20 protein-coding genes and 2 tRNA genes are annotated in these 23140 nt (G+C 64.5%); 9 read left to right on the top strand and 13 right to left on the bottom strand.

Annotated features, from left to right (window positions below):
• Positions 1-57 precede the first annotated feature (57 nt).
• From acs to KF707C_RS24680, 9 genes are all read left to right on the top strand, one after another.
• Entirely contained in the window at positions 58-1995 is a 1938-nt protein-coding gene (gene acs / locus KF707C_RS24640) for an acetate--CoA ligase (protein WP_003457251.1), read from the top strand.
• Between the two features lie 74 nt (positions 1996-2069).
• Positions 2070-2945 carry an oxygenase MpaB family protein gene (locus KF707C_RS24645; RefSeq protein ID WP_003457254.1) on the top strand — a complete coding sequence of 292 codons (876 nt, stop codon included), beginning with the start codon at positions 2070-2072 and terminating at the stop codon, positions 2943-2945.
• Positions 2946-3033: 88 nt separating this feature from the next.
• Positions 3034-4212 carry an acetyl-CoA C-acetyltransferase gene (locus tag KF707C_RS24650; RefSeq protein ID WP_003457256.1) on the top strand — a complete coding sequence of 393 codons (1179 nt, stop codon included), beginning with the start codon at positions 3034-3036 and terminating at the stop codon, positions 4210-4212.
• A 151-nt stretch (positions 4213-4363) separates the two neighbouring features.
• A complete protein-coding gene (locus tag KF707C_RS24655; RefSeq protein ID WP_003457258.1) occupies positions 4364-5383 on the top strand; it encodes a class I SAM-dependent rRNA methyltransferase in 1020 nt (339 codons plus the stop codon).
• 90 nt (positions 5384-5473) lie between these two features.
• Positions 5474-8371, top strand: coding sequence for a DUF748 domain-containing protein (locus KF707C_RS24660; protein WP_003457261.1), 2898 nt, complete (start codon positions 5474-5476; stop codon positions 8369-8371).
• Positions 8368-8667, top strand: coding sequence for a DUF2845 domain-containing protein (locus tag KF707C_RS24665; RefSeq protein WP_003457264.1), 300 nt, complete (start codon positions 8368-8370; stop codon positions 8665-8667). The genes KF707C_RS24660 and KF707C_RS24665 overlap by 4 nt, the downstream gene beginning before the upstream one ends.
• Positions 8668-8721: 54 nt before the next feature.
• A complete protein-coding gene (locus tag KF707C_RS24670; protein WP_003457267.1) occupies positions 8722-9027 on the top strand; it encodes a DUF2845 domain-containing protein in 306 nt (101 codons plus the stop codon).
• Positions 9028-9088: 61 nt separating this feature from the next.
• A complete protein-coding gene (locus KF707C_RS24675; protein ID WP_003457269.1) occupies positions 9089-9379 on the top strand; it encodes a DUF2845 domain-containing protein in 291 nt (96 codons plus the stop codon).
• A gap of 10 nt (positions 9380-9389) precedes the next feature.
• Positions 9390-10844, top strand: coding sequence for a rhomboid family intramembrane serine protease (locus KF707C_RS24680; RefSeq protein WP_003457273.1), 1455 nt, complete (start codon positions 9390-9392; stop codon positions 10842-10844).
• Between the two features lie 62 nt (positions 10845-10906).
• Here KF707C_RS24680 and KF707C_RS24685 read toward each other — a convergent pair whose 3' ends face one another.
• The 13 genes from KF707C_RS24685 to tpiA form a co-directional block, all read right to left on the bottom strand.
• Positions 10907-11269: a BON domain-containing protein gene (locus KF707C_RS24685; RefSeq protein WP_003457275.1), complete on the bottom strand. Its 363-nt coding sequence runs from the start codon at positions 11267-11269 to the stop codon at positions 10907-10909.
• Between the two features lie 208 nt (positions 11270-11477).
• Positions 11478-12896 (bottom strand): hypothetical protein, encoded by a 1419-nt coding sequence (locus KF707C_RS24690; RefSeq protein ID WP_003457277.1) that lies wholly within the window; start codon positions 12894-12896, stop codon positions 11478-11480.
• Between the two features lie 88 nt (positions 12897-12984).
• Positions 12985-15093, bottom strand: coding sequence for a polyribonucleotide nucleotidyltransferase (gene pnp, locus KF707C_RS24695; RefSeq protein WP_003457279.1), 2109 nt, complete (start codon positions 15091-15093; stop codon positions 12985-12987).
• Between the two features lie 154 nt (positions 15094-15247).
• Positions 15248-15517 (bottom strand): 30S ribosomal protein S15, encoded by a 270-nt coding sequence (gene rpsO, locus KF707C_RS24700; protein WP_003457281.1) that lies wholly within the window; start codon positions 15515-15517, stop codon positions 15248-15250.
• A 94-nt stretch (positions 15518-15611) separates the two neighbouring features.
• Complete coding sequence (gene truB, locus KF707C_RS24705; protein WP_003457283.1) at positions 15612-16529, bottom strand: tRNA pseudouridine(55) synthase TruB; 918 nt, start codon at positions 16527-16529, stop codon at positions 15612-15614.
• 4 nt (positions 16530-16533) lie between these two features.
• The gene (gene rbfA / locus KF707C_RS24710; RefSeq protein ID WP_003457286.1) at positions 16534-16923 is read right to left on the bottom strand and encodes a 30S ribosome-binding factor RbfA; all 390 of its coding nucleotides are present in this window, start codon (positions 16921-16923) and stop codon (positions 16534-16536) included.
• A 93-nt stretch (positions 16924-17016) separates the two neighbouring features.
• Positions 17017-19563 carry a translation initiation factor IF-2 gene (gene infB / locus KF707C_RS24715; RefSeq protein ID WP_003457287.1) on the bottom strand — a complete coding sequence of 849 codons (2547 nt, stop codon included), beginning with the start codon at positions 19561-19563 and terminating at the stop codon, positions 17017-17019.
• Positions 19564-19589: 26 nt separating this feature from the next.
• Positions 19590-21071 carry a transcription termination factor NusA gene (gene nusA / locus KF707C_RS24720; protein WP_003457289.1) on the bottom strand — a complete coding sequence of 494 codons (1482 nt, stop codon included), beginning with the start codon at positions 21069-21071 and terminating at the stop codon, positions 19590-19592.
• Between the two features lie 47 nt (positions 21072-21118).
• Positions 21119-21577, bottom strand: a complete 459-nt coding sequence (gene rimP, locus KF707C_RS24725) for a ribosome maturation factor RimP (protein WP_003457291.1) — start codon at positions 21575-21577, stop codon at positions 21119-21121.
• Between the two features lie 130 nt (positions 21578-21707).
• Positions 21708-21784, bottom strand: a tRNA-Met gene (locus KF707C_RS24730).
• A gap of 97 nt (positions 21785-21881) precedes the next feature.
• Positions 21882-21967 (bottom strand) — tRNA-Leu (locus KF707C_RS24735).
• A gap of 10 nt (positions 21968-21977) precedes the next feature.
• Entirely contained in the window at positions 21978-22361 is a 384-nt protein-coding gene (gene secG, locus KF707C_RS24740) for a preprotein translocase subunit SecG (RefSeq protein ID WP_036994470.1), read from the bottom strand.
• Positions 22362-22365: 4 nt separating this feature from the next.
• Complete coding sequence (gene tpiA, locus KF707C_RS24745; protein WP_003457295.1) at positions 22366-23121, bottom strand: triose-phosphate isomerase; 756 nt, start codon at positions 23119-23121, stop codon at positions 22366-22368.
• Positions 23122-23140: the final 19 nt, after the last annotated feature.

A 23140-nucleotide genomic window follows, 5' to 3' on the forward strand; every position in this document is an offset into this window, starting at 1 on the left:
GCCGGCTTGGGGGCACCCTTGTGCGCATCTCGAGCCAACAACAACAAGGACCCCACCATGTACGAGATCAGCCTTCACCCCGTGCCGGAAGCCGTGCGCAAGCATGCCCTCCTGGATGACGCCGCCTACCAGCGCCTGTACCAGCAATCCGTCGAACAGCCCGAGCAATTCTGGGGCGAACAGGCCAGCAATTTCCTCAGCTGGTTCAAACCCTGGGATCAGGTGCATCGCAGCGATCTTGCCAAGGGCGAGGCCGAATGGTTCAAGGGCGGCAAGCTGAACGTCGCCTACAACTGCATCGACCGCCATCTGGAACAGCGGGGCGAGCAGGTCGCCATCATCTGGGAAGGCGACAACCCCGGCGAATCCGCCCACATCACCTATCGCAAGCTCCACAACAACGTCGCGCGCCTGGCCAACGTGCTGAAGAGCCGGGGCGTCAAGAAGGGCGATCGCGTCTGCATCTACATGCCGATGATCCCCGAAGCGGCCTACGCCATGCTCGCCTGCGCCCGCATCGGCGCCGTGCATTCGGTGGTGTTCGGCGGCTTTTCCCCCGACGCCTTGCGTGACCGCATCCTCGACGCCGACTGCCGCACCGTGATCACCGCCGACGAAGGCGTGCGCGGCGGCAAGTACGTCCCCCTCAAGCGGAACGTCGACAAGGCCCTGAAAGACTGCCCCGACGTCTCCTCGGTGCTGGTGGTCCAGCGCACCCAGGGCGAGGTGGACTGGGTGGAAGGCCGCGACCTCTGGTACCACGAGGCCCTCCACGGCACCAGCGACGACTGCCCGCCGGAATGGATGGACGCGGAAGACCCGCTGTTCATCCTCTACACCTCCGGGTCCACCGGCAAACCCAAGGGCGTGCTGCACACCACGGGCGGCTACCTGCTGGGCGCGGCCATGACCCACAAGTACGTGTTCGACTACCACGAGGGCGACATCTACTGGTGCACCGCGGACGTGGGCTGGGTCACCGGCCACAGCTACATCGTCTACGGTCCCCTGGCCAACGCCGCCACCACCCTGATGTTCGAGGGCGTGCCCAACTACCCGGATGCCTCGCGCTTCTGGCAGGTGATCGACAAGCACCAGGTGAATATCTTCTACACCGCCCCCACCGCCATCCGCGCCCTGATGCGCGAAGGCGAGGAACCGGTGAGGAAGACCGCCCGCACCAGCCTGCGCCTGCTGGGCTCGGTGGGCGAACCGATCAACCCGGAAGCCTGGGAGTGGTACTACAACGTGGTGGGCGACCGTCGCTGCCCCATCGTCGACACCTGGTGGCAGACCGAGACCGGCAGCATCCTGATCACGCCGCTGCCGGGCGCCACCACCCTGAAGCCCGGCTCCGCCACCCGCCCCTTCTTCGGCGTACAGCCGGTGCTGCTGGATGACAAGGGCAAGGAAATCGACGGCCCCGGCGCAGGCGTCCTCGCCATCAAGGCGAGCTGGCCGAGCCAGATCCGCAGTGTCTACGGCGACCACAAACGGATGATCGACACCTATTTCGCCGCCTATCCGGGCTACTACTTCACCGGCGACGGCGCTCGTCGCGACGAGGACGGCTACTACTGGATCACCGGCCGGGTCGACGACGTGATCAACGTTTCCGGCCATCGCATCGGCACCGCCGAGGTGGAAAGCGCCCTGGTGCTCCACGACGCCGTCGCCGAAGCCGCGGTGGTGGGCTATCCCCATGACGTGAAGGGCCAGGGCATCTACGCCTTCGTCACGCCCATGGCCGGACTGGAACCGACCGACGAACTGAGGAAGGAGTTGCTGGCCCTGGTCAGCAAGGAAATCGGCAGCTTCGCCAAGCCAGAACTGATCCAGTGGGCCCCGGGACTGCCCAAGACCCGCTCCGGCAAGATCATGCGCCGCATCCTGCGCAAGATCGCCTGTAACGAACTGGACAACCTGGGAGACACCTCCACCCTGGCCGATCCGTCCGTGGTGCAGAGCCTGATCGACAAACGCCTCAACCAGTAGGCTGCGCCAGGCGGCAGGTCGCAAGGGGCTTCCCACTTGCAGCCTGCCGCTTGGGGCTTGTAGCTTTCCGCCCCATGGAATTCATCCGCAGCCGAATCGAACGCCAGATCATCAGCCTCACCGGCCTCGCTCTGGGACAGCTCGACTACGAAAACCCAGAGGGCGATCCCGGCCTGTTCGGCCCGGACTCCGCCTGCTGGAAGATCCACGGCGACTTCACCTCCATGATGATCGGCGGCATCAGCGCCCTGTTGCTGCAGATGCTCCACCCGCTCGCCCTGTCGGGTGTCTGGGACCACTCCAACTTCCGCGACGACATGCTCGGTCGATTGCGTCGTACCGGCCAGTTCATCTCCGGCACCACCTTCGGCACTCGCCGGGACGCCGAATGGCTGATCGACAAGGTCCGCGAGATCCACCTCAAGGTGGTGGGTACCGCACCGGACGGCCGCCCCTACGCCGCCAGCGACCCGGACCTGCTCACCTGGGTCCATGTCGCCGAGGTCAGCTGTTTCCTCAAGGCCCACCTGCGTTACCTGAACCCGGACCTCTCGGGCGAGGAGCAGGACCGCTACTACGCCGAGATCGCCCTGGTGGCCGAGCGCCTGGGTGCGCGCAACGTCCCCAGGTCGCGTCAGGCGGTGGCCGATTACCTGGACGCCATGCGCCCGCAGCTCCAGGCTGACGAACGTACCCGCGAGGTCGTGCGCCTGCTGTTCAGCGCCCCGGCCCCCAGCGCCCTCGCCAAGCCTTTCGGCATCCTGATGATGCAGGCGGGGGTCGACCTCCTGCCCGACTGGGCGAGCGCCACGCTGGGCCTGCACCAGCGCCCATGGCAACGCCGGGTGGTTCGCGATCTCGTATGGCGTGTCGCGCCACTGCTGCGTTGGGCGATGCGCAATGGCGCCGTCCATCGGGCCCGCCGTCGCATGGGCTTGCCACCCCGTTGAGCGGCTGGCCGGTCACCCGGCCCTGTGCGACCATAAGCGCCTTTCCGGTCACAACCTGGGCCGACTCTACTGTTCGAGGACTGAAAACATGCAAGACGTCGTCATAGTCGCCGCCACCCGCACCGCCATCGGCAGCTTCCAGGGCAGCCTGGCCAACATCCCGGCCCCGGAGCTGGGCGCGGCGGTGATCCGCCAGCTGCTGGCCCAGACCGGCCTTGCCGGCGAGCAGGTCGATGAAGTCATCCTCGGCCAGGTGCTCACCGCGGGCAGCGGCCAGAACCCCGCGCGCCAGGCCGCCATCCTCGCCGGCCTGCCCCACGCCGTGCCCGCCCTGACCCTGAACAAGGTCTGCGGCTCCGGCCTCAAGGCCCTGCACCTGGGCGCCCAGGCCATCCGCTGCGGCGATGCCGAGGTGATCATCGCCGGTGGCCAGGAGAACATGAGCCTCGCCCCCTACGTCATGCCCGGCGCCCGCACCGGCCTGCGCATGGGCCACGCCAAGCTGGTGGACACCATGATCCAGGACGGCCTCTGGGACGCCTTCAACGACTACCACATGGGCATCACCGCCGAGAACCTGGTGGAGAAGTACGGCATCGGCCGCGAGCAGCAGGACGCCTTTGCCGCCGCCTCCCAGCAGAAGGCCTGCGCCGCCATCGAGGCCGGCCGCTTCAATGACGAGATCACCCCGATCCTGATCCCGCAGAAGAAGGGCGAGCCGGTCGCCTTCGCCACCGACGAGCAGCCCCGCGCCGGCACCACCGCAGAAGCCCTGGCCAAGCTCAAACCGGCGTTCAAGAAGGACGGCAGCGTCACCGCCGGCAACGCCTCCAGCCTCAACGACGGCGCCGCCGCCGTGCTGCTGATGAGTGCCGCGAAGGCCAAGTCCCTGGGCCTGCCGGTGCTGGCGCGCATCGCCGGCTACGCCAACGCCGGCGTCGACCCGGCGATCATGGGCATCGGCCCGGTCTCCGCCACCCGCCGCTGCCTGGAGAAGGCCGGCTGGAGCCTCCAGGACCTGGACCTGATCGAAGCTAACGAGGCCTTCGCCGCCCAGGCCCTGTCCGTGGGCCAGGAACTGGGCTGGGACGCCGGCAAGGTCAACGTCAACGGCGGCGCCATCGCCCTCGGCCACCCCATCGGCGCCTCCGGCTGCCGCGTGCTGGTGACCCTGCTGCACGAGATGATCAAGCGCGACGCGAAGAAGGGCCTGGCGACCCTCTGCATCGGCGGCGGACAGGGCGTGGCCCTGGCCATCGAGCGCTGATCCCGCGCTGAACGACAACGCCGGCCCTGGCCGGCGTCATCGCAGGAGCGCCATCAGCTCCTCGACTCAGGGCCAAACAGGGCGGCATCCACTAAGGTCCACCCTGTGCCCTTTTGCTAAACTGCGCGCCCTTTCCTGCGAGACGTCGCGCATGCCCTCCGTCCTCCTCCCGGCGCTGCGCGCCGCCCTTGACGCCCGCCAACCGCTGCTGGCCGAGCTCCATGCACAGGGCACCGACTGCTATCGCCTGTTCCACGGCAGCCAGGAAGGCGCACCCGGCCTGACCCTCGACCGCTACGGCCCGCAGTTGATGGTGCAGAGCTTCCACCAGCCACTGGAGCGGGACGAACTGCTGGAACTGGCCGCCACCGTGGACGCCTTCATTGGCCAGCCCCTGCTGCTGGTCTACAACGACCGTTCCCAGGGCAACTCCCGCGTAGACCGCCGAGACCCGGTGTACCAGGCTGAAACCAGTGCCCTGGAGGACCTGATGGGGCATGAATGGGGATTGAACTACCGGGTACGGGGTCGCCACCCTGGCCAGGATCCGCTGCTGTTCCTCGACCTGCGCAACGCCCGGGGCTGGGTCAAGGAGCACAGTGCGGGCAAGTCGGTACTCAACCTGTTCGCCTATACCTGCGGAGTCGGCCTCGCTGCGGCGGCAGGCGGAGCCGATGAGGTGTGGAACCTGGACTTCGCCGAGGGCAACCTGGCGGTGGGTCGGGAGAACGCCTCGCTCAATCCGGGGCTCGCGCCCATGCAATTCGTGCAGTCCGACTACTTCCCAGCCATTCGCCAACTGGCCGGCCTGCCCATCGCCCGTCGCCATGGACAGAAGCTGCCCAGCTACCCGCGCCTCGACGCGCGCCAGTTCGACCTCGTTTTCCTCGACCCGCCGGCCTGGGCCAAAAGCGCCTTCGGCACCGTGGACCTCCAGAGGGATTACCAGAGCCTGCTCAAGCCCGCCCTGCTGGCCACCGCCGAGGACGGCGTCCTCGTGTGCAACAACAACCTGGCCAAGGTGGACATGGACGAATGGCGCGATCAGGTCCTGCGCTGCGCCAGCAAGCTGGGCCGGCCGGTGCGAGACTGGCAGCCCCTGTCGCCGGCTGCCGACTTTCCCTCCAGGGATGGGCGACCGCCCCTCAAGACCCTGATCCTGCAGCTCTAGAGACCGGCGAGAACAGGGTTGGGCATCCGAGCGGAACCCGGAGGCCGTGCCATAATCCAAGGCAGACTTTTCCGGGATAGTTGACGCCTCATGTACAAAGGATTGAAACGGGCCGCCTGCGCCCTGCTGATCGCCGTCGCTCTTTACAGCCTGCTCGGTTTCCTCATCCTCCCCGGTATCGCCTTGCGAGTGGCGAACCAGCAACTGGCGGAGTACGCCACGGTGCCGGCCCGCCTGGAACGCATCCAGCTCAACCCCTTCAGCCTGGAACTGACCCTCTGGGGCCTGCACCTGGGAGAAGAGCGGGCCGAACAGCTGGGCTTCGAACGGCTCTATGCCAACCTCGAACTGGACAGCCTCTGGTCCGGCGCCCTGCACCTGGCGAACGTAGCGCTGCACAAATCCACGACCGAAGTGCTCTTCGCCAAGGACGGGTCGCTCAACCTCGCCCAGTTGTTCAAGCTTCCCCCCAGCGAACCCAAGGCGGAGGAGCCGGCCGGCGATCCCTTTCCCCTGCGCATCGACCACATCCAACTCAGCGAGAGCAGCCTGCACTTCCAGGACCTGCGCCCCAGCGAGCCGGTGGAGTTCAACTACGACTCCCTCAACCTGGAACTGACCAATCTCAGCACCCTTCCGGACGACAACACCGACATGAGCCTGGTGGCCACCGGCCCCCATGGCGGGCGCATCGACTGGCAAGGCCAGATGACCCTCATCCCCTTCACGTCCAGCGGTCAGCTCAAACTCACCGAGGGCCAGATGAAAGCGTTCTGGCCCTACGTCCGCGATGCCGTGCCGCTGGTGCTGGAGAAGGGCGTGGTGAGCCTGTCCACCGACTACAGGTTGAGCCTCGCCGAAGGCACCCAACTGAACCTGGACAAGATCTGGATCAAGGTCTCCCCCTTCGCCATCAAGGCACCGGACAACCGCCCCCTGGCCAACCTCGAGGTGCTGGAGGTGAGCGACAGCAGCCTGGACCTGGCCAAGCAGGAGGTCCTGGTGGGCAAGATCCAGAGCCGGAACCTGGAAACCTGGGCGGCCCGCGAGGCCGACGGGCAGCTGGACTGGCAGAAACTCTTCGCCAGCGAGGCCAGACCGGCGGCCAAGGCCGAGAATGCCGACGCCCCGGCGGAGAAACCATCAGCGGAGCCGGCCAGGCCCTGGATAGTCACCCTCAAGGACACCCAGTTGCGGGGCTACAAGGTCCACCTGGCCGACCGCGTGCCCAAGCAGCCGGTGCAGTTGGACCTGGGTCCGCTCGACCTGGACATCAAGGACTTCGACAGCCGTGGCGAATCCCCCTTCAACCTCAGCCTCGACACCGGGCTCGGCAAGCAGGGCAAGGTGCAGGCGGTGGGCCAGGTGCAACTGAAGCCCACCACGGCGAAGCTTCAGGTGCAGACCCGCGACATCGACCTGCGGGTGGCCCAGGCCTACATCAGTCCCTTCATCCGCCTGGAGCTGCGCAGCGGCATGCTCGACAGCGACCTCGACGTCGACCTGAAAGGCACCGAGCCGCTGGCCCTGGCCATCACCGGTCGCGCCCTGGTCAACCAGATGCACACCCTGGACACCCTCAAGGAGCGGGACTTCGTCAGGTGGCAGCAGTTGCTGGTGGATGGCCTCGACTACCGGCACGGGGACAGCCTCAGCATCGACAAGGTCAGCCTGAGCCAGCCCTATGCGCGCTTCATCATCAACGAGGACCTGACCACCAACGCCAGCGACCTGGTGATCCCGCAGCCCGCCAATCCCCAGGCCAAGGCGGAACCCGCCGGCAAGCCGCTGGGTATCCGCATCGGCGGCATCGAGATTCACGATGGCTCGGCCAACTTCGCCGACTTCAGCCTGACCCCCAACTTCGCCACCGCCATCCAGCAACTCAATGGCGAGATCGGCACCCTCGACAATCGCAACCCGAAACCGGCCAAGGTGGCGGTGGAGGGCAAGGTGGACCGCTACGCGCCGGTGACCATCAAGGGCAGCCTGAACCCCTTCGACCCGCTGGACAGCCTGGACATCGCCACCCGCTTCAAGCGTGTCGAGCTCACCACCCTGACGCCCTACTCCGGCAAGTTCGCCGGCTACCGCATCCGCAAGGGGCGGCTGAACCTCGACCTGCATTACCAGATCGAGAAGGGCCAACTGAAGGCCGAGAACCACCTGGTGCTGGAGCAACTGCAACTGGGCGAGCAGGTGGACAGCCCCGACGCCGTCGACCTGCCCGTGCGTCTCGCAGTCGCCCTGCTCAAGGACACCCAGGGCAAGATCGATATCTCCCTGCCGGTGGCCGGCAACCTCAACGACCCGCAGTTCAGCGTCGCCCCCATCGTCTGGCAGACCCTGCGCAACCTGGTGCTGCGTGCGGTCCAGGCTCCCTTCAACTTCGTCGCCGGGCTGGTGGGCGGCAGCGGTGAGGACCTGGGCCAGGTGCCCTTCCCCGCCGGCAGCAGCGAGCTGGACGCCGACGCGCAGAAAGCCCTGGACACCCTGGCCGAGGCCCTGAAACAACGCCCCGCGCTACGCCTGGAGGTCGAAGGCGCAAGCGCCAGATCCGCAGACGGCCCACTCCTGGCCGAACAGCGCCTGGCCCGGGAGTACCAGTCCACCTACTACAAGATCGCCCAGCGCCGGGGCGACAAGGTGCCAACCGACGCCAGCCAGATCGAGGTACCCGAGGACGAGAAGGCGCCGATGCTCGAAGGCATCTACCGCACCCGGATGAAACAGCAGCCCCCGGCGGAGTGGCAGCAACTGGACGGCGACGAACGTGCCGCCAGGCTACGGGACGCCGTACTCGCCTCCTGGGCCCAGAGCGACCTGTTGCTGCGCCAGCTGGGCCAGGCCCGAGCGGCCAGCATCAAGGACTACCTGGTGGACCGCGGCGGACTCGCCGACGAACGCATCTTTCTGCTGGACGTCAGCCTGGTGGAGCCGAATCAGGCCGGAGAGGTCATCACCCCGCTGCACCTGGACAGCGAATGACCATGCGCAACGCCCTGGCCGCCGTCCTGCTGACCTTCGCCCTGGCCACACCGGCCGGGGCGGACACAATGCGCTGTGGCAGCCGGCTCATCAGCCTCGGCGACCGTGCCTTCGAGGTCCTGCAGAAGTGTGGCGAGCCGGCCCACCGTGACCAGGTAGGCTACACCCTGGGCGGCTACGACCGGCGTGAGTTCACCGTGGAGGAATGGGTCTACGGCCCCAACAACGGAATGCTCAGCATCCTCACCTTCGAGGGCAACCGCCTGGTGCGCATCGAGACGCGGCGAAGCCGCTGACGTCCGCATGCGCCGGGTGTAGGCTGTAGCTCCCCTACGCCTCCGGACCCGCACGTGATCCTCCGTCTGCTCGCCTGCCTGCCACTGCTGCTCGTCCTGGGGACCGCCGAGGCCTCCTCTACCCTGCGCTGCGCCAGCCACCTGATCAGCCTCGACGACACCGTCGGCGAGGTGCTGGAGAAGTGCGGCGAACCCACCAGCCGCGCGGATCTGGGCTACCGCGAAGTCATGGACGAGTACCGACAGCGCACCGAAGTCCGCGTTGAGGAATGGGTCTACGGCCCCCGCAACGGCATGTACCACTTCCTCCGTTTCGAGGGTAACCGCCTGCGCGGTATCAGCAGCAAGCGCGGCAACTGACAGCCGCTCTGACGGAATGCTAGGCTCTGCGCCTTCAACCACCGGACAGGATGCCCGCCCCATGAAAAGCCTGACCTGCGCCCTCGCAGCCACCCTCCTCATCGCCCTCGACGCCCAGGCCAGCACCTTTCGCTGCGAAAGCAAGCTGGTGAGCGTTGGGGACCGCACGGTCGAGGTCCAGCGAAAGTGCGGCGAACCCGCTTCCCGCAACTTCATCGGCTACTCGGAAACCCAGAGCGGTCGCCAGGAGATGCAGGTGGAAGAATGGGTCTACGGACCTACCAACGGCATGTACCACTACCTGAGATTCGTCGGCGGCCGCCTCAGCGAAATCGAAAGCCAGCGCAACTGAGCCGCGCATCATGATCATCCTGCCCGCCGACCAACCCCTGGACTGGCGGCGGCCGCCGGTCATCACCCTGCTGCTGATCCTGCTCAATACCCTGATCTACATCGGCTACCAGGGCGGTGACCAGGCACGGGCAGAGAAAGCACAACGGCTCTATCTCGACGAAGGCCTGCTGAACCGCGAGCGTGCCCTGTACATCGACCATCTGGTGGAGCGGGAAAAGCTCGACACCGACCAGCGCCACGCCGTCGATGCCATGCGCCGCCAGGACCTCGCCGCCATCATTCTCCGTGACCTGGAGTTCGAGGACTGGCTGCACCAACGACCGGCCTACCAGGCCGACGCCACCTGGCAGCAGGCGCGCGCGCGGGCCGAGGAGGCAAGGGACCGGATCAGCGCCCAGCGTTTCGGCTTCATTCCCAAGAAGTTCAGCGTAGAGGGGCTGTTCGGCGCCATGTTCCTCCATGGCAGCTTCGATCACCTGCTGGGCAACATGCTCTTTCTGTTCATCTGCGGCTTCGCCCTGGAAGCGGCGCTCGGGCGCTGGGTCTACCTGGGCCTCTACCTCGCCAGCGGCCTCGCCTCGCACCTGCTCTGGTGGGCGCTGGACCCGGTCTGGGTCGCCGGCATCGGCGCCTCGGGCGCCGTCTCCGGCCTGATGGGGATGACCATCGGCGTCTACGGCCTGCGGCGCATTCGCTTCTTCTACTGGCTCGGGCCCCTGATCGGCTACTTCAAGGCCCCGGCCCTGTGGATATTCCCCGCCTGGCTGGGCAAGGAGCTCTACGGCGTACTGGCGGCGGACGACCATGTGAACTATTACGCGCACCTGGGGGGACTGGGCTTCGGTTTCCTCGCCACCTGGCTGCTGGGCCGGGCAGGAATCCTCCGGGTGGACGAGGCCTACCTGAACAAGGAAGACCCGGATGGGCCCTTCAAGCGGGAACTGGCGGCGCTGGATCAGTTGATCGGCCGTTTCGCCCTGGACCAGGCGGTGCCTCGCGGGCTCGACCTGCTGGCGCGCTATCCAGGGCGCCCGACCCTGCTGGAGCGTCTCTATCCAGTCGCCAAGGGACGCCAGGACAAGGCCCTGATGTCAGCGGTGCTCAAGCAACTCTTCGGGCTGGCGGATCAGGCGGGCACCCTGCCTCTGCTGCAGAAGCTGGCCGATGACGTCGCCGACCCCCAGCAACGCCTGCTGCAGCATCCCGCCGTGTTGCTGCACTTGCTGCAGCGCCTGCTCAAGGCCGGCGAGGCCGGCCGCGCCCTGGCGCCCTGGCGGCGCCTGGCGCAGGTCTCGCCGGCACCCGCGCAGTTGCCCGGCCTGACCCTGCAACTGGCCAAGCAATTGGGTCAGCGCCAGGACCTGCGAGGCGTGGGCGAACTGGGGCAGTACCTGCGCCGGGCCTTTCCCGAGGCGGAGCAGACCCGCCAGTTGGCGCTCTACCAACAATACCTGGGTCGCTGACTGCCCCCTGAACGACGAAGCCCCGCGTATCGCAGGGCCTCATCGTTCAGGGGGGCCGAGCCTCACTCGGCGGATTTCAGGCCATCGGCGGACACGGCGGTCACGCCCTTGATGCCCTTTGCAGTGGTGATGGCGAGCTCACGCTCGGCATCGGTCTTGACCATGCCGGACAGGGCGACGACACCCTTGTTGGTCTCCACCTTGATGTCCATGCCGCTGAGGTTCTTGTCAGCCAGGAAGGTGGATTTGACCTTGCTGGTGATCCAGGTGTCGGAGACAGCCTCTTCGGCTTTCTGCATGGTCTCGTTGGCCGCCAACACGGCTGGGCCGCTGAGGGTATCCGCATAGGCGCCGGTCGCGTACGGCAGGCTGAGGGCGGCAGCGGTGACAGCGGCAAAGGTCCACTTGGTGAAAGTCTGTTTCATGAGGGGTTCTCCTCTTCGCTTCGGATCATCTGCAACCGGCTCCTGGCTGCAGGCTCACCTGAAACATCGCAAGCCCTGTGCCAGCTCACGACAAAGAGAAAAACATAGCGTAATCAATAATTTACGAGACACTCCCTTCCACCTCCTACATGCAGTCTGCACGTTGCCCCGCGAAGGGCCGTGCAGACTGCACGACATCAAGCCCCCTTCAACGGCGAACACCCTCAAGCCTGCCCAGGGTTTCTTCCAGGGCGGCGACCTGATCCAGCAGGGGCGAAGCCGGATGACGCGCCCGGATGTAGGCCAGGAGCTTGCGTGCCGGATCCAGCTGGCCCAGTCCTTCGGCGAAGCCCCGCGCCGCCAGCAGGTAGGCCCGGGGAATATGGGGGTAGTCGGGGAAGCGCTGATGCAGGTTGCGCAACAGGCTCAGCGCCTCACGCACCCGGTGTCGCTCCAGCAGGGCCGTAGCGACCTGCTCGCACACCAGCGCATCGTCCGGCAGGTAATCGCCCTGCAGTTGGCGTGCGTTGAGCAGGGCGGTCGCGGCCAGGGCGGGATTCTGCCGGGCAACCAGGGGCAGGTAATGGGTCAGGTGCTGCAGGCAGCGTTCGCGCGCCCCGAGGCCGAACAGCAACTGGTGATAGCGCTCGTTGAGGCGCAGGTCCTCAGGGTCCCGCTGCAGGGCCTTGGCCAGGGTTTCCAGGGCCCCGTCGCTCTGCCCCTCCTTCAGGCGGATCTCGGCATCCGCCAGTGCACGGCGCCGGCGCCACTCCTGCTCGGGGAGGCCGACCTGGGCACCCTCCTCGGCGATGGCGAACCCCAGGGCGCCCTGATACTGGAAGACGGCGTAGCCCATCATGCTGCACATGACCACGCCGAAGTAGCCGAAGAGGAAGGTGGCCACCGGCATCAGCACCACCTTGGGCAGGCCACTGGCGAGCATCCAGGCCACGTACCCCGGCGACTGCCAGAGGATGAAGAGGAAAGCGCAGAGGATCAGGTAACGCCAGCCCATGGCACGGATGACCTCACCCACCTGGTCGGGACTCAAGGCCGCCCCCAGTTCTCGGCTGAGGGCCAGGCGGATGATGCTGGCCGGAAGCAGGAGGACGATGGCGATGTTCATCCCCCAGAACACCACTTCGCTATCGAAGTCCGCCGCCAGCCAAAGGGCGCCCAGGGCCACGAGGAACACGGCCATCTGCTTGAAGAACAGGCTGAAGCCTTCGCCGGTGAAGGCCTCCATCAGGCTCGGTGCCTCCCGCCGCCCCTCGCTGCTAGCCTCGATGACGCTGTGGAAGTACTTGGTGGCGACACTGAGCAACGCGACCCAGAGGATGAGCGATCGCGGCATGAACAGGCTGGCCAGCGCCAACAGTGCGGCGAAGGCCAGCGGCCCGGTCTGCAGGGCGTAGGCGAAGAACTGCGGCAGGCGCTCCCAGAAGGGCTGGGCGGTGTTGGCGGCGCCCAGGAAGGTCAGCGGACTACGGCACAGTGGGCAGGCCGGGGCATCGTCCGGGGCATCGGCATTGAGCGGGATGCAGCAATCACCGAAGTGCCGCTGGCACGGCGAGCACTGCCAGGTGGCGGGCTGGGTGGGGTGGTACTGGCAGAGCGTCTTGTCCATGACGGGGTTCCGGATGATTGCGATTGGCCATTGTCCGGGCAAAAAAAGAGGGCCCGCAAGGGGCCCTCTCTTCATCGGCTGGCGATGATCAGACGCCGGAGGCCTCGGCGGCTTCCACGTCCTTCATGGACAGCTTGATGCGGCCGCGGTTGTCCACGTCCAGCACCAGGACCTTCACTTCCTGACCTTCCTTCAGTACGTCGGTGACTTTCTCGATGCGCTTGTCGCTGATCTGGGAAATGTGCACCAGGCCGTCCTTGCCGGGCAGGATGTTGACGAAGGCACCGAAGTCGACGATGCGCTCGACCTTGCCCACGTAGACCCTGCCGATCTCGGCTTCGGCGGTGATGGCCAGGACGCGCTGACGTGCGGCCTCGGCGGCTTCCTTGGTTTCGCCGAAGATCTTCACGCTGCCATCGTCTTCGATGTCGATGGAGGCCTTGGTCTCTTCGCAGATGCCGCGGATGGTGGCGCCGCCCTTGCCGATGACGTCACGGATCTTGTCCGAGTCGATCTTCATGGCCAGCATGGTCGGAGCGTTCTCGGACAGCTCGCTGCGGGACTCGGCGATCACCTGGTTCATCTGGCCGAGGATGTTCAGACGTGCTTCCAGCGCCTGCTCCAGGGCGATCTCCATGATCTCTTCGGTGATGCCGTTGATCTTGATGTCCATCTGCAGGGCGGTCACGCCCTTGGCGGTACCGGCCACCTTGAAGTCCATGTCGCCCAGGTGGTCTTCGTCACCCAGGATGTCGGTCAGGACGGCGAACTTGTCACCTTCCTTCACCAGACCCATGGCGATACCGGCAACCGGAGCCTTCATCGGCACGCCGGCGTCCATCAGCGCCAGGGAGGCACCGCACACGGAAGCCATGGAGCTGGAGCCGTTGGATTCGGTGATCTCGGAAACCACACGGATGGTGTAGGGGAACTCGTCGCCCTTCGGCAGCATGGCGGCAACGCCACGACGGGCCAGGCGGCCGTGGCCGATTTCGCGGCGACCGGCGCTGCCCATGCGGCCGCACTCGCCCACCGAGAAGGGGGGGAAGTTGTAGTGCAGCATGAAGGCGTCCTTGCGCTCGCCTTCCAGGGTGTCCAGCAGCTGGGCGTCACGGGCGGTGCCAAGAGTGGCGACGACCAGGGCCTGGGTCTCGCCACGGGTGAACAGGGCGGAACCGTGGGTCTTGTCCAGTACGCCGACTTCGATCTTCAGCGGACGTACGGTGCGGGTGTCACGGCCATCGATACGGGGCTTGCCGTTGACGATGTTCTCGCGAACGGTGCGGTACTCCAGCAGGCCGAAAGCCTCCTTCACCTCACCGGCCGGGAACTGACCCTCTGCCTCGCCGGAGAAGCGGGCGATGACCTGCTCGCGCAGCTCGTCCAGGCGGTTGTAGCGGTCCTGCTTGATGGTGATGGTGTAGGCCTGGGAGATGGCCTCGCCGAACTCGGCCTTGATGGCGCTGAGCAGGGCGGTGTTCTCGACCGGAGCGGTCCAGTTCCAGGCGGGCTTGCCAGCCTCGGCGGCGAATTCCTTGACGGCCTGGATCACGGCCTGGAATTCCTGGTGGGCGAAGAGCACGGCGCCCAGCATCTGGTCTTCGGTCAGCTCCTGGGCTTCGGATTCCACCATCAGCACGGCGTCTTCGGTACCGGCGACGACCATGTCCAGGGCGGAGGCTTTCAGCTGCTCGTAGTTCGGGTTCAGCAGGTAGCCGGCTTCTTCATGGTAAGCCACGCGCGCGGCGCCGATGGGGCCTGCGAAGGGGATGCCGGAGATGGCCAGGGCCGCAGACGTACCGATCATGGCGGCGATGTCCGGATCGGTCTTCTTGTTGGTGGAAACCACGGTGCAGATGACCTGCACTTCGTTCAGGAAGCCTTCCGGGAACAGCGGACGGATCGGGCGGTCGATGAGGCGGGAGGTCAGGGTTTCCTTCTCGGAAGGACGGCCTTCACGCTTGAAGAAACCACCCGGGATACGGCCGGCGGCGTAGGTTTTTTCCTGGTAGTGGACGGACAGGGGGAAGAAACCCTTGCCCGGATCGGCCTGCTTGGCACCCACTACGGTCACCAGCACGGTGACGTCCTGATCCATGGTGACCAGGACGGCGCCGGAGGCTTGACGGGCGATACGGCCAGTCTCGAGGGTCACGGTCGATTGACCGAACTGGAACTTCTTGATTACCGGATTCACGGTGTTTTCCTTCTCTTTGTTGCCTTTGGGGGAAATCGTGGGAATGGCGGGAGTCGGACCCGGTTCAGTCCCTAAAAAAGCCGAAAGCTGGAAAGCCGAAAGCTGGAACGATGTCCAGCTTCCGGTTTTCCAGCTTCCAGCTCATCTGTGTCGCTTAGCGACGCAGACCCAGACGACCGATCAGGGCGCTGTAACGAGAGGCGTCCTTACCCTTCAGGTAGTCCAGCAGCTTGCGGCGCTGGTTAACCATGCGGATCAGACCACGACGGGAGTGGTGGTCCTTGCCGTTGGCCTTGAAGTGGTCCTGCAGCTTGTTGATGTTGGCGGTCAGCAGGGCAACCTGCACTTCCGGAGAACCGGTATCGCCTTCAGCTTGCTTGTACTCGTTAACGATCTGGGCTTTTTCAGCAACGCTCAGTGCCATGATGGGCTTCCTCTGAGAGTAATAGGCCGGAACCTGGGTTCCGTGTTCAAAATGGAGGAATGACCGTGCCTATTGACAGCCATCCTCGGTTCGGTCACTCCGACCGAATCAGTCGACGCGGCGCTACGCGCCCGTCATCGCTCACTTCACCGATTCCGATAAAGCGACCGGTATGATCCTGCACCCGCATCATGCCGAACTTCGGCGCTTCCGGAGCACGCACCGGCTGGCCGTGAAGCCAGTAATAGGCGCTGTGCTCGGTTAGCTGGATCAGCGGCCAGTGCTCCAGACCGCTGTCGACCGGCAGGAGGAACTGGTCCAGCGCCTCGTTGCCGCCTTCGGCGTGGGCCTTTTCCAGGGTCTCCAGGCTGATCGCCTGGGCCAGTACGAAGGGCCCTGCCTGGGTCCGACGCAGCTCCGCCACATGGGCTCCGCATCCCAATGCCTGACCAAGGTCCTCGACCAGGGTACGGATATAGGTGCCCTTGCTGCAGGCTACGGCCAATCTGGCCTGGTCATTTTCACAGGCCAGCAAATCCAGGCGCGCAATAGTAACAGAACGCGCCTCACGCTCCACTACCTCACCCGCACGAGCCAACTTGTAGAGCGGCTGGCCGTCCTTCTTGAGTGCGGAGTACATCGGCGGTATCTGCTTGATTTCACCGCGAAAACGCGGAAGCAACGCCTCGATCTCGGGGCGACCGACGGTCACCTCGCGACGCTCGATCACCTCGCCTTCGGCGTCGCCGGTGGAGGTGGTCACACCCAACTGGGCCAGCGTTTCGTAACCCTTGTCGGCATCCAGCAGGTACTGGGAGAACTTGGTCGCCTCGCCGAAGCACAACGGCAGCACGCCGGTAGCGAGCGGGTCGAGGCTGCCGGTGTGGCCGGCCTTCTCGGCGTTGAGCAACCAGCGGACTTTCTGCAGGGCCTGGTTGGAGCTCATGCCCCGTGGCTTGTCGAGGATCAGCAGGCCGCTGACGTTACGGCGGATTCGTTTCACCTGAGCCACACCGTCACTCCCCGTCGTTGCCCGGGTGCTTGCGGTCTTCCGCCATGGCACGCTCGATCAGCGCCGACAGCTCGGCACCACGACGGATGCTGGCGTCGTAGTGGAAGTGAAGCTGCGGCACGCTGCGCAGCTTCATCGCCTTGCCCAACTGCATGCGCAGAAAACCGGCGGCATCCTGGAGGATGTCGATGTTGAGCTGGGTCTTCTCGATATTGTCCTCCTGCCCCATGACGGTGACGAACACCTTGGCATGGGAGAGGTCACGACTTACGTCGACCGCGGTGATGGTCACCAGGCCCAGGCGCGGATCCTTGATCTCCCGCTGGATCAGCAGCGCCAGTTCGCGCTGCATCTGATCGCCGATGCGTTGGGTACGGCTGTAGTCTTTAGCCATTTTCGTATCACTCTAAAACGCTGAAAGCTGGAAGCTCAGGGTAGGAAGATCACGCTTCCACCCCCAGCTTCCAGCTTCCCGCTGATCCTGCATTTACAGGGTACGCGCCACCTGGACCTTCTCGAACACTTCGATCTTGTCGCCGACCTTGACGTCGTTGTAGCTCTTCACGCCGATGCCGCACTCCATGCCGGCACGCACCTCGGACACGTCGTCCTTGAAGCGGCGCAGGGACTCCAGTTCACCTTCGAAGATCACCACGTCGTCGCGCAGAACGCGGATCGGGCGGTTGCGGTGTACGAGACCCTCGATGACCATGCAACCCGCGACCGCACCGAACTTCGGCGAACGGAACACGTCGCGCACTTCGGCGATACCCAGGATGTTCTCCCGGACGTCGCTGCCCAGCATGCCGGACAGGGCATTCTTAACGTCTTCGATGATGTCGTAGATGATGTTGTAGTAACGCAGGTCCAGACCTTCCTGCTCGACGATCTTGCGCGCGCCGGCGTCGGCACGCACGTTGAAGCCGAACAGCACGGCGTTGGACGCCAGCGCCAGGTTGGCATCGCTCTCGGTGATACCACCGACGCCACCACCTACCACGCGGACCTGTACTTCGTCGTTGCCGAGGTCCGAGAGGGCTCCCTGCAGCGCTTCGAGAGAACCGCGCACATCGGACTTGAGCACGATGTTGAGGGTCTTCTTCTCGTCCTGGCCCATGCTTTCGAAGATGTTCTCCAGCTTGGCGGACTGCTGGCGGGCCAGTTTGACCTCGCGGAACTTGCCTTGACGGAACAGGGCCACTTCACGCGCCTTCTTCTCGTCGCTGATCACGGTCAGCTCATCACCCGCATCCGGGGTGCCGTCCAGGCCGAGGATCTCGACCGGGATGGACGGACCGGCTTCCTTGATGGCCTTGCCGTTCTCGTCGAGCATGGCGCGTACGCGACCGAAGTTGACGCCGCAAAGCACCATGTCGCCCTGACGCAGGGTGCCGTCCTGGACCAGCACGGTAGCCACCGGGCCACGGCCCTTGTCGAGGCGCGACTCCACCACGACCCCACGACCGGGAGCCGACGGGGTGGCGGTGAGTTCCAGTACCTCAGCCTGCAGCAGCACGGCTTCCAGAAGGTCGTCGACGCCGGTACCGGCCTTGGCCGACACGGGCACGAACTGGGTATCGCCGCCCCACTCTTCCGGGATCACATCCAGCGCGGCAAGGCCGTTCTTGATGTTGTCCGGGTTGGCTTCGGGCTTGTCCATCTTGTTGATGGCGACAACGATAGGTACACCAGCCGCCTTGGCATGCTGGACGGCTTCTTCGGTCTGGGGCATTACGCCGTCGTCGGCCGCGACCACCAGGATCACGATGTCGGTCGCCTTGGCGCCGCGGGCACGCATGGCGGTGAACGCCGCGTGGCCGGGAGTATCCAGGAAAGTCACCATGCCACGATCGGTTTCGACGTGATAGGCGCCGATGTGCTGGGTGATGCCGCCCGCCTCGCCACTCGCCACCTTGGTACGACGGATGTAGTCGAGCAGGGAGGTCTTGCCGTGGTCGACGTGGCCCATCACGGTCACGACCGGGGCACGAGTCGACGCCTCACCTTCGAACTTCAGGGACTCGGCCAGTTGATCTTCCAGGGCATTCTCGTTGACCAGCTTGACCTTGTGGCCGAGCTCTTCGGCGACGAGTTGGGCGGTCTCGCGATCGAGCACCTGGTTGATGGTCACCGGAGTGCCCATCTTGAACATGAACTTGACGACTTCTGCGCCCTTCACGGCCATCTGGGCAGCCAGTTCGGCCACGGTAATGGTTTCGCCGATGCTGATTTCACGCACGATAGGTCCTGTCGGGCTCTGGAACCCGTGCTGGTTGCGCTTCTTCAGCTTGGACTTGCCACCACGACCGCCGCGACGATAGGAATCGCTCTCTTCGTCGGTGCTGCGAGGGGCAACTCGGGGAGCAGGAACCTTTTCCTTCTCCTTGACGGACGGCCGGTGCTGCGCATGCTTGCGATCACGGCGATCGTCCTCGTCACGAGCGCGCTCGGGACGACGAGGTTCTTCGCGTTTGCGATCGGCAGCGCCTGCCGCGGCGGCGGCGCCAGTGGCCGGAGCGGCAGCAGGGGCGACAGCAACGACCGGCGCTGCTTCAGGCTGGGCAACAGGTGCGGCAGCGCTGGCAGGTACTGCATCGGCTGGCTGCTTGGCACGCGCCTCGGCTTCGCGGCGAGCGGCTTCTTCAGCACGCTGACGAGCCTCTTCCTCGGCCTTCAGGCGGGCGGCCTCTTCAGCGGCGCGCTGCTCTTCCAGCTCGCGCTGACGCTCAGCCTCGATTTCGTCGGGGCTGCGCTTGACGTAGGTCTTCTTCTTGCGAACTTCGACGTTGATGGTCTTGCTGCCAGCAACTCGCAGCGTAGTCGTGGTCTTGCGCTGCAGGGTGATCTTGCGCGGCTCTTCCAGGCGCTCACCGTGACTGCTCTTCAAATGAGCCAGCAGGGCCTGCTTCTCGTTGTCGGTTACCACTTGCTCGGCGTTGGTGTGCGGCAGACCCGCCTCACGCATCTGCTGCAGCAGGCGCTCCACCGGTGTATCGACCACTTGGGCCAGTTCTTTCACCGTGACTTGCGTCATGCACTTCTCTCCTCAGGCCGCGATACTTACTCGAACCAATGGGCTCGGGCGGCCATGATCAGCTTGCCGGCACGCTCTTCATCCATGCCGTCGATGTCGAGCAGGTCGTCGATCGACTGCTCTGCCAGGTCTTCGCGGTTAATCACGCCCCGCACGGCGAGTTCGACAGCCAGGTCCTTGTCCATGCCTTCGAGGGAAAGCAGGTCTTCGGCAGGCTGGGCATCCGCCAACTTCTCTTCGGTGGCGATCGCCTTGGTCAGCAGGCGGTCCTTCGCCCGGGCGCGCAGCTCGTTGACGATGTCTTCGTCGAAACCCTCGATACTGAGCATCTCTTCCATAGGGACGTAGGCAATCTCTTCCAGGCTGGTGAAACCTTCTTCCACCAGGACCTGGGCCAGTTCCTCATCCACTTCCAGCTCGTCCACGAACGAGCGCAGGATGCCGCCGGTTTCAGCCTGCTGCTTGGCCTGAATATCCGCTTCGGTCATCACGTTCAGGGTCCAGCCGGTCAGCTGACTGGCAAGACGTACGTTCTGACCGCCACGACCGATGGCCTGGGCCAGGTTGTCCTCGGCAACGGCGATATCCATCGCGTGGGCATCTTCGTCGACGATGATCGCGACCACTTCGGCCGGAGCCATGGCATTGATCACGAACTGGGCGGGGTTGTCGTCCCAAAGGACGATATCGACACGCTCGCCACCCAGTTCGCCGGACACGGCCTGGACGCGGGATCCGCGCATGCCGATACAGGCGCCCTGCGGGTCGATGCGTTTGTCCTTGGAGCGAACGGCGATCTTGGCGCGAGAGCCCGGATCACGGGACGCGGCCATCACTTCGATCAGTTCTTCGGCGATTTCCGGCACTTCGATACGGAACAGCTCGATCAACATCTGCGGCGCAGTGCGCGACAGAATCAGTTGCGGACCACGGTTCTCGGTGCGAATTTCCTTCAGCAGGGCCCGCACGCGAGCGCCAACACGGAAGGTTTCCCGGGCAATGATGTCCTCGCGAGCCAGCAGCGCCTCGGCGTTGTTACCCAAGTCGACGATCACGTTGTCGCGGGTGACCTTCTTCACGGTGCCGGAAATGATGTCGCCCAGCTTCTCGCGATAGGCCTCGACGACCTGCGCGCGCTCGGCTTCACGCACTTTCTGCACGATCACCTGTTTCGCGGTCTGGGCAGCGATGCGGCCGAACTCGATGGATTCGATCTTCTCTTCGATGACATCACCGATCTTGGCGTTCTCATCGCGAGCCTGAGCCTGATCGAGGGTCAGCTGGATGTCGGGATCCTCGAAATCCTCGTCTGCCACCACAGTCCAACGACGGAAGGTGTCGTAGTTACCATTGTGACGGTTGATCGACACGCGCAGGTCGACCTCGTCCTCGTAGCGCTTCTTGGTAGCAGTGGCCAGAGCCAGCTCAAGCGCCTCGAAAATCACGCCGGCCGGTACGCCCTTTTCATTGGATACCGACTCAACAACCAGCAGTACTTCTTTGCTCATCGTACGCCTCGCCTTTCGCAATCCATTGGATCCGCGGGATCCGCGTCTCAGTCAAAACGGGGAATGATGTTGGCCTTGTCGATCAGTTCGATCGGCAGGAGGAACTCGCGGTCTTCAATGAGAACCACCACGTCCTGCTCCTCCACCCCGCGGAGAAGCCCCTGAAAATTACGTCGCCCTTCGAACGGCGAGCGCAGCTTGATCTTGACCAGTTCGCCAGCATGGGCGGCGTACTGATCAAGGGTAAACAGCGGACGATCCATACCTGGCGAAGAAACCTCCAGGGTGTATTCGCTGCTGATCGGATCCTCTACATCGAGAACACCGCTCACCTGGCGGCTGACCTTCTCACAGTCGTCCACCAGGATGCCGTTCTCGTGATCGATATAGATCCGGAGGAGCGAGTGACGCCCCTGGGACAGGAACTCGATGCCCCAGCACTTGTAACCGAGCGCCTCGACTACCGGGGCCAACAAGGCCTGCAACTGTTCTAGCTTGCTCGACACCTGATTGCCTCTCGCATGCTGTGCAAATAAAAAATGGGCGAAACGCCCATCCCTTCAAACCGCCTGATCCGTGATCGGAGGCCAACTGTCCAGCTAGCAAAAAGCCCCTAAAAAGGGGCTTCGCGACTACTGGTTGCGGGGGCTGGATTTGAACCAACGACCTTCGGGTTATGAGCCCGACGAGCTACCAGACTGCTCCACCCCGCGTCAAAGCTGGTGCGAGAGTATACGGCCAGCACCTTGCATGGTCAACCGAACATCCCGCAAAAAGAAAAGCCCGCATTGCTGCGGGCCGCTCTTTGTATGGTACCGAGGAGGGGACTCGAACCCCTACAGCCTATGGCCACTACCACCTCAAGGTAGCGTGTCTACCAATTCCACCACCTCGGCAAAACTTGCCTTACTTCTGCTCTGGAGCTGGCGGCACATCACTCGACTGAGTGGCTGGCTTCTGCTCTTCGAGCACCGGCACATCGTCAGCTGCCGGCTTGCTTGGCTGAACTTCCAGAACCGCCGGATCCGGCAGCCCCACATTGCTCAGCGCATCAGCCTTTTCTTTAGCGAAGTACGCTAAACCCAGGCTGGTAATGAAAAAAACCGCGGCGAGTATAGCAGTAACTCTACTCAAAAAGGTAGCGGAACCTTGACTACCGAACACAGTAGCCGACGCACCAGCCCCAAAGGAGGCACCAGCATCCGCACCCTTGCCCTGCTGAATCAGAACCAGGCCTACCACACCCAGAGCGACCAGAAGATGCACCACAACAACGACAGTTTCCAGCATCTTGTCAGCTTCCTGCGGCGCGACAAATCGCACCGAACTCATCCGCATTCAGGGAGGCACCACCAATGAGCCCCCCATCGATATCCGGCATGCCGAACAAGTCGGCCGCACTGGCCGCCTTCACACTGCCGCCGTACAGAATCCGTACGCCGCGAGCGACTTCGGCGTTTTCGGCCGACAGCTGCGAGCGGATAGCCGCGTGAACTTCCTGGGCCTGCTGCGGCGAAGCGGTCAACCCCGTACCAATCGCCCAGACAGGCTCATAGGCAATCACCGCACGAGTAAACGCACCCACACCAAGCTCCTCGATCACGCTACCCAGCTGACGCCCAACAACCTCAAGCGTCTTGCCGGCTTCGCGCTGCTCCCGGGTCTCGCCGACGCATAGCACCGGGACCAGACCACAGGACTGAGCAGCCGCGAACTTGCGACTCACGACCTCATCGCTCTCACCCAGAATCAGGCGACGCTCCGAGTGACCGACGAGAACCATCTGACAACCCACGTCCGCCAACTGACTCGCCGCAACCTCACCTGTGAGGGCTCCCTGCACAGGCTCCACCGCACAATTCTGAGCACCAACGACAATCGACTTGCCGTCCAGGCCTTGAATGACCTGACTGATGTACAGACATGGCGGCATGACCGCGACTTCGACGCCAGAAGGCAACGCCAATTGGCGCAGACCCTTGATCAGCTCTGCGACGCTGGCGCGGGTACCGTGCATTTTCCAGTTACCGGCTACCAATGGTCGGCGCATGCTTTATTCCGTCGATCAA

The sequence above is a fragment of the Pseudomonas furukawaii genome (assembly GCF_002355475.1).
Lineage (GTDB): Bacteria > Pseudomonadota > Gammaproteobacteria > Pseudomonadales > Pseudomonadaceae > Metapseudomonas > Metapseudomonas furukawaii.

Bases quoted from the DNA above. Each gene is read 5' to 3' on its own strand.
- KF707C_RS24675 (WP_003457269.1), top strand. From the start codon at position 9,089: ATGAAAAGCCTGACCTGCGCCCTCGCAGCCACCCTCCTCATCGCCCTC.
- rbfA (WP_003457286.1), bottom strand. From the start codon at position 16,923: ATGGCTAAAGACTACAGCCGTACCCAACGCATCGGCGATCAGATGCAG.
- nusA (WP_003457289.1), bottom strand. From the start codon at position 21,071: ATGAGCAAAGAAGTACTGCTGGTTGTTGAGTCGGTATCCAATGAAAAG.
- KF707C_RS24645 (WP_003457254.1), top strand. From the start codon at position 2,070: ATGGAATTCATCCGCAGCCGAATCGAACGCCAGATCATCAGCCTCACC.
- KF707C_RS24660 (WP_003457261.1), top strand. From the start codon at position 5,474: ATGTACAAAGGATTGAAACGGGCCGCCTGCGCCCTGCTGATCGCCGTC.
- KF707C_RS24665 (WP_003457264.1), top strand. From the start codon at position 8,368: ATGACCATGCGCAACGCCCTGGCCGCCGTCCTGCTGACCTTCGCCCTG.
- rpsO (WP_003457281.1), bottom strand. From the start codon at position 15,517: ATGGCACTGAGCGTTGCTGAAAAAGCCCAGATCGTTAACGAGTACAAG.
- KF707C_RS24680 (WP_003457273.1), top strand. From the start codon at position 9,390: ATGATCATCCTGCCCGCCGACCAACCCCTGGACTGGCGGCGGCCGCCG.
- KF707C_RS24655 (WP_003457258.1), top strand. From the start codon at position 4,364: ATGCCCTCCGTCCTCCTCCCGGCGCTGCGCGCCGCCCTTGACGCCCGC.
- infB (WP_003457287.1), bottom strand. From the start codon at position 19,563: ATGACGCAAGTCACGGTGAAAGAACTGGCCCAAGTGGTCGATACACCG.
- KF707C_RS24650 (WP_003457256.1), top strand. From the start codon at position 3,034: ATGCAAGACGTCGTCATAGTCGCCGCCACCCGCACCGCCATCGGCAGC.
- tpiA (WP_003457295.1), bottom strand. From the start codon at position 23,121: ATGCGCCGACCATTGGTAGCCGGTAACTGGAAAATGCACGGTACCCGC.
- secG (WP_036994470.1), bottom strand. From the start codon at position 22,361: ATGCTGGAAACTGTCGTTGTTGTGGTGCATCTTCTGGTCGCTCTGGGT.
- KF707C_RS24690 (WP_003457277.1), bottom strand. From the start codon at position 12,896: ATGGACAAGACGCTCTGCCAGTACCACCCCACCCAGCCCGCCACCTGG.
- acs (WP_003457251.1), top strand. From the start codon at position 58: ATGTACGAGATCAGCCTTCACCCCGTGCCGGAAGCCGTGCGCAAGCAT.
- KF707C_RS24685 (WP_003457275.1), bottom strand. From the start codon at position 11,269: ATGAAACAGACTTTCACCAAGTGGACCTTTGCCGCTGTCACCGCTGCC.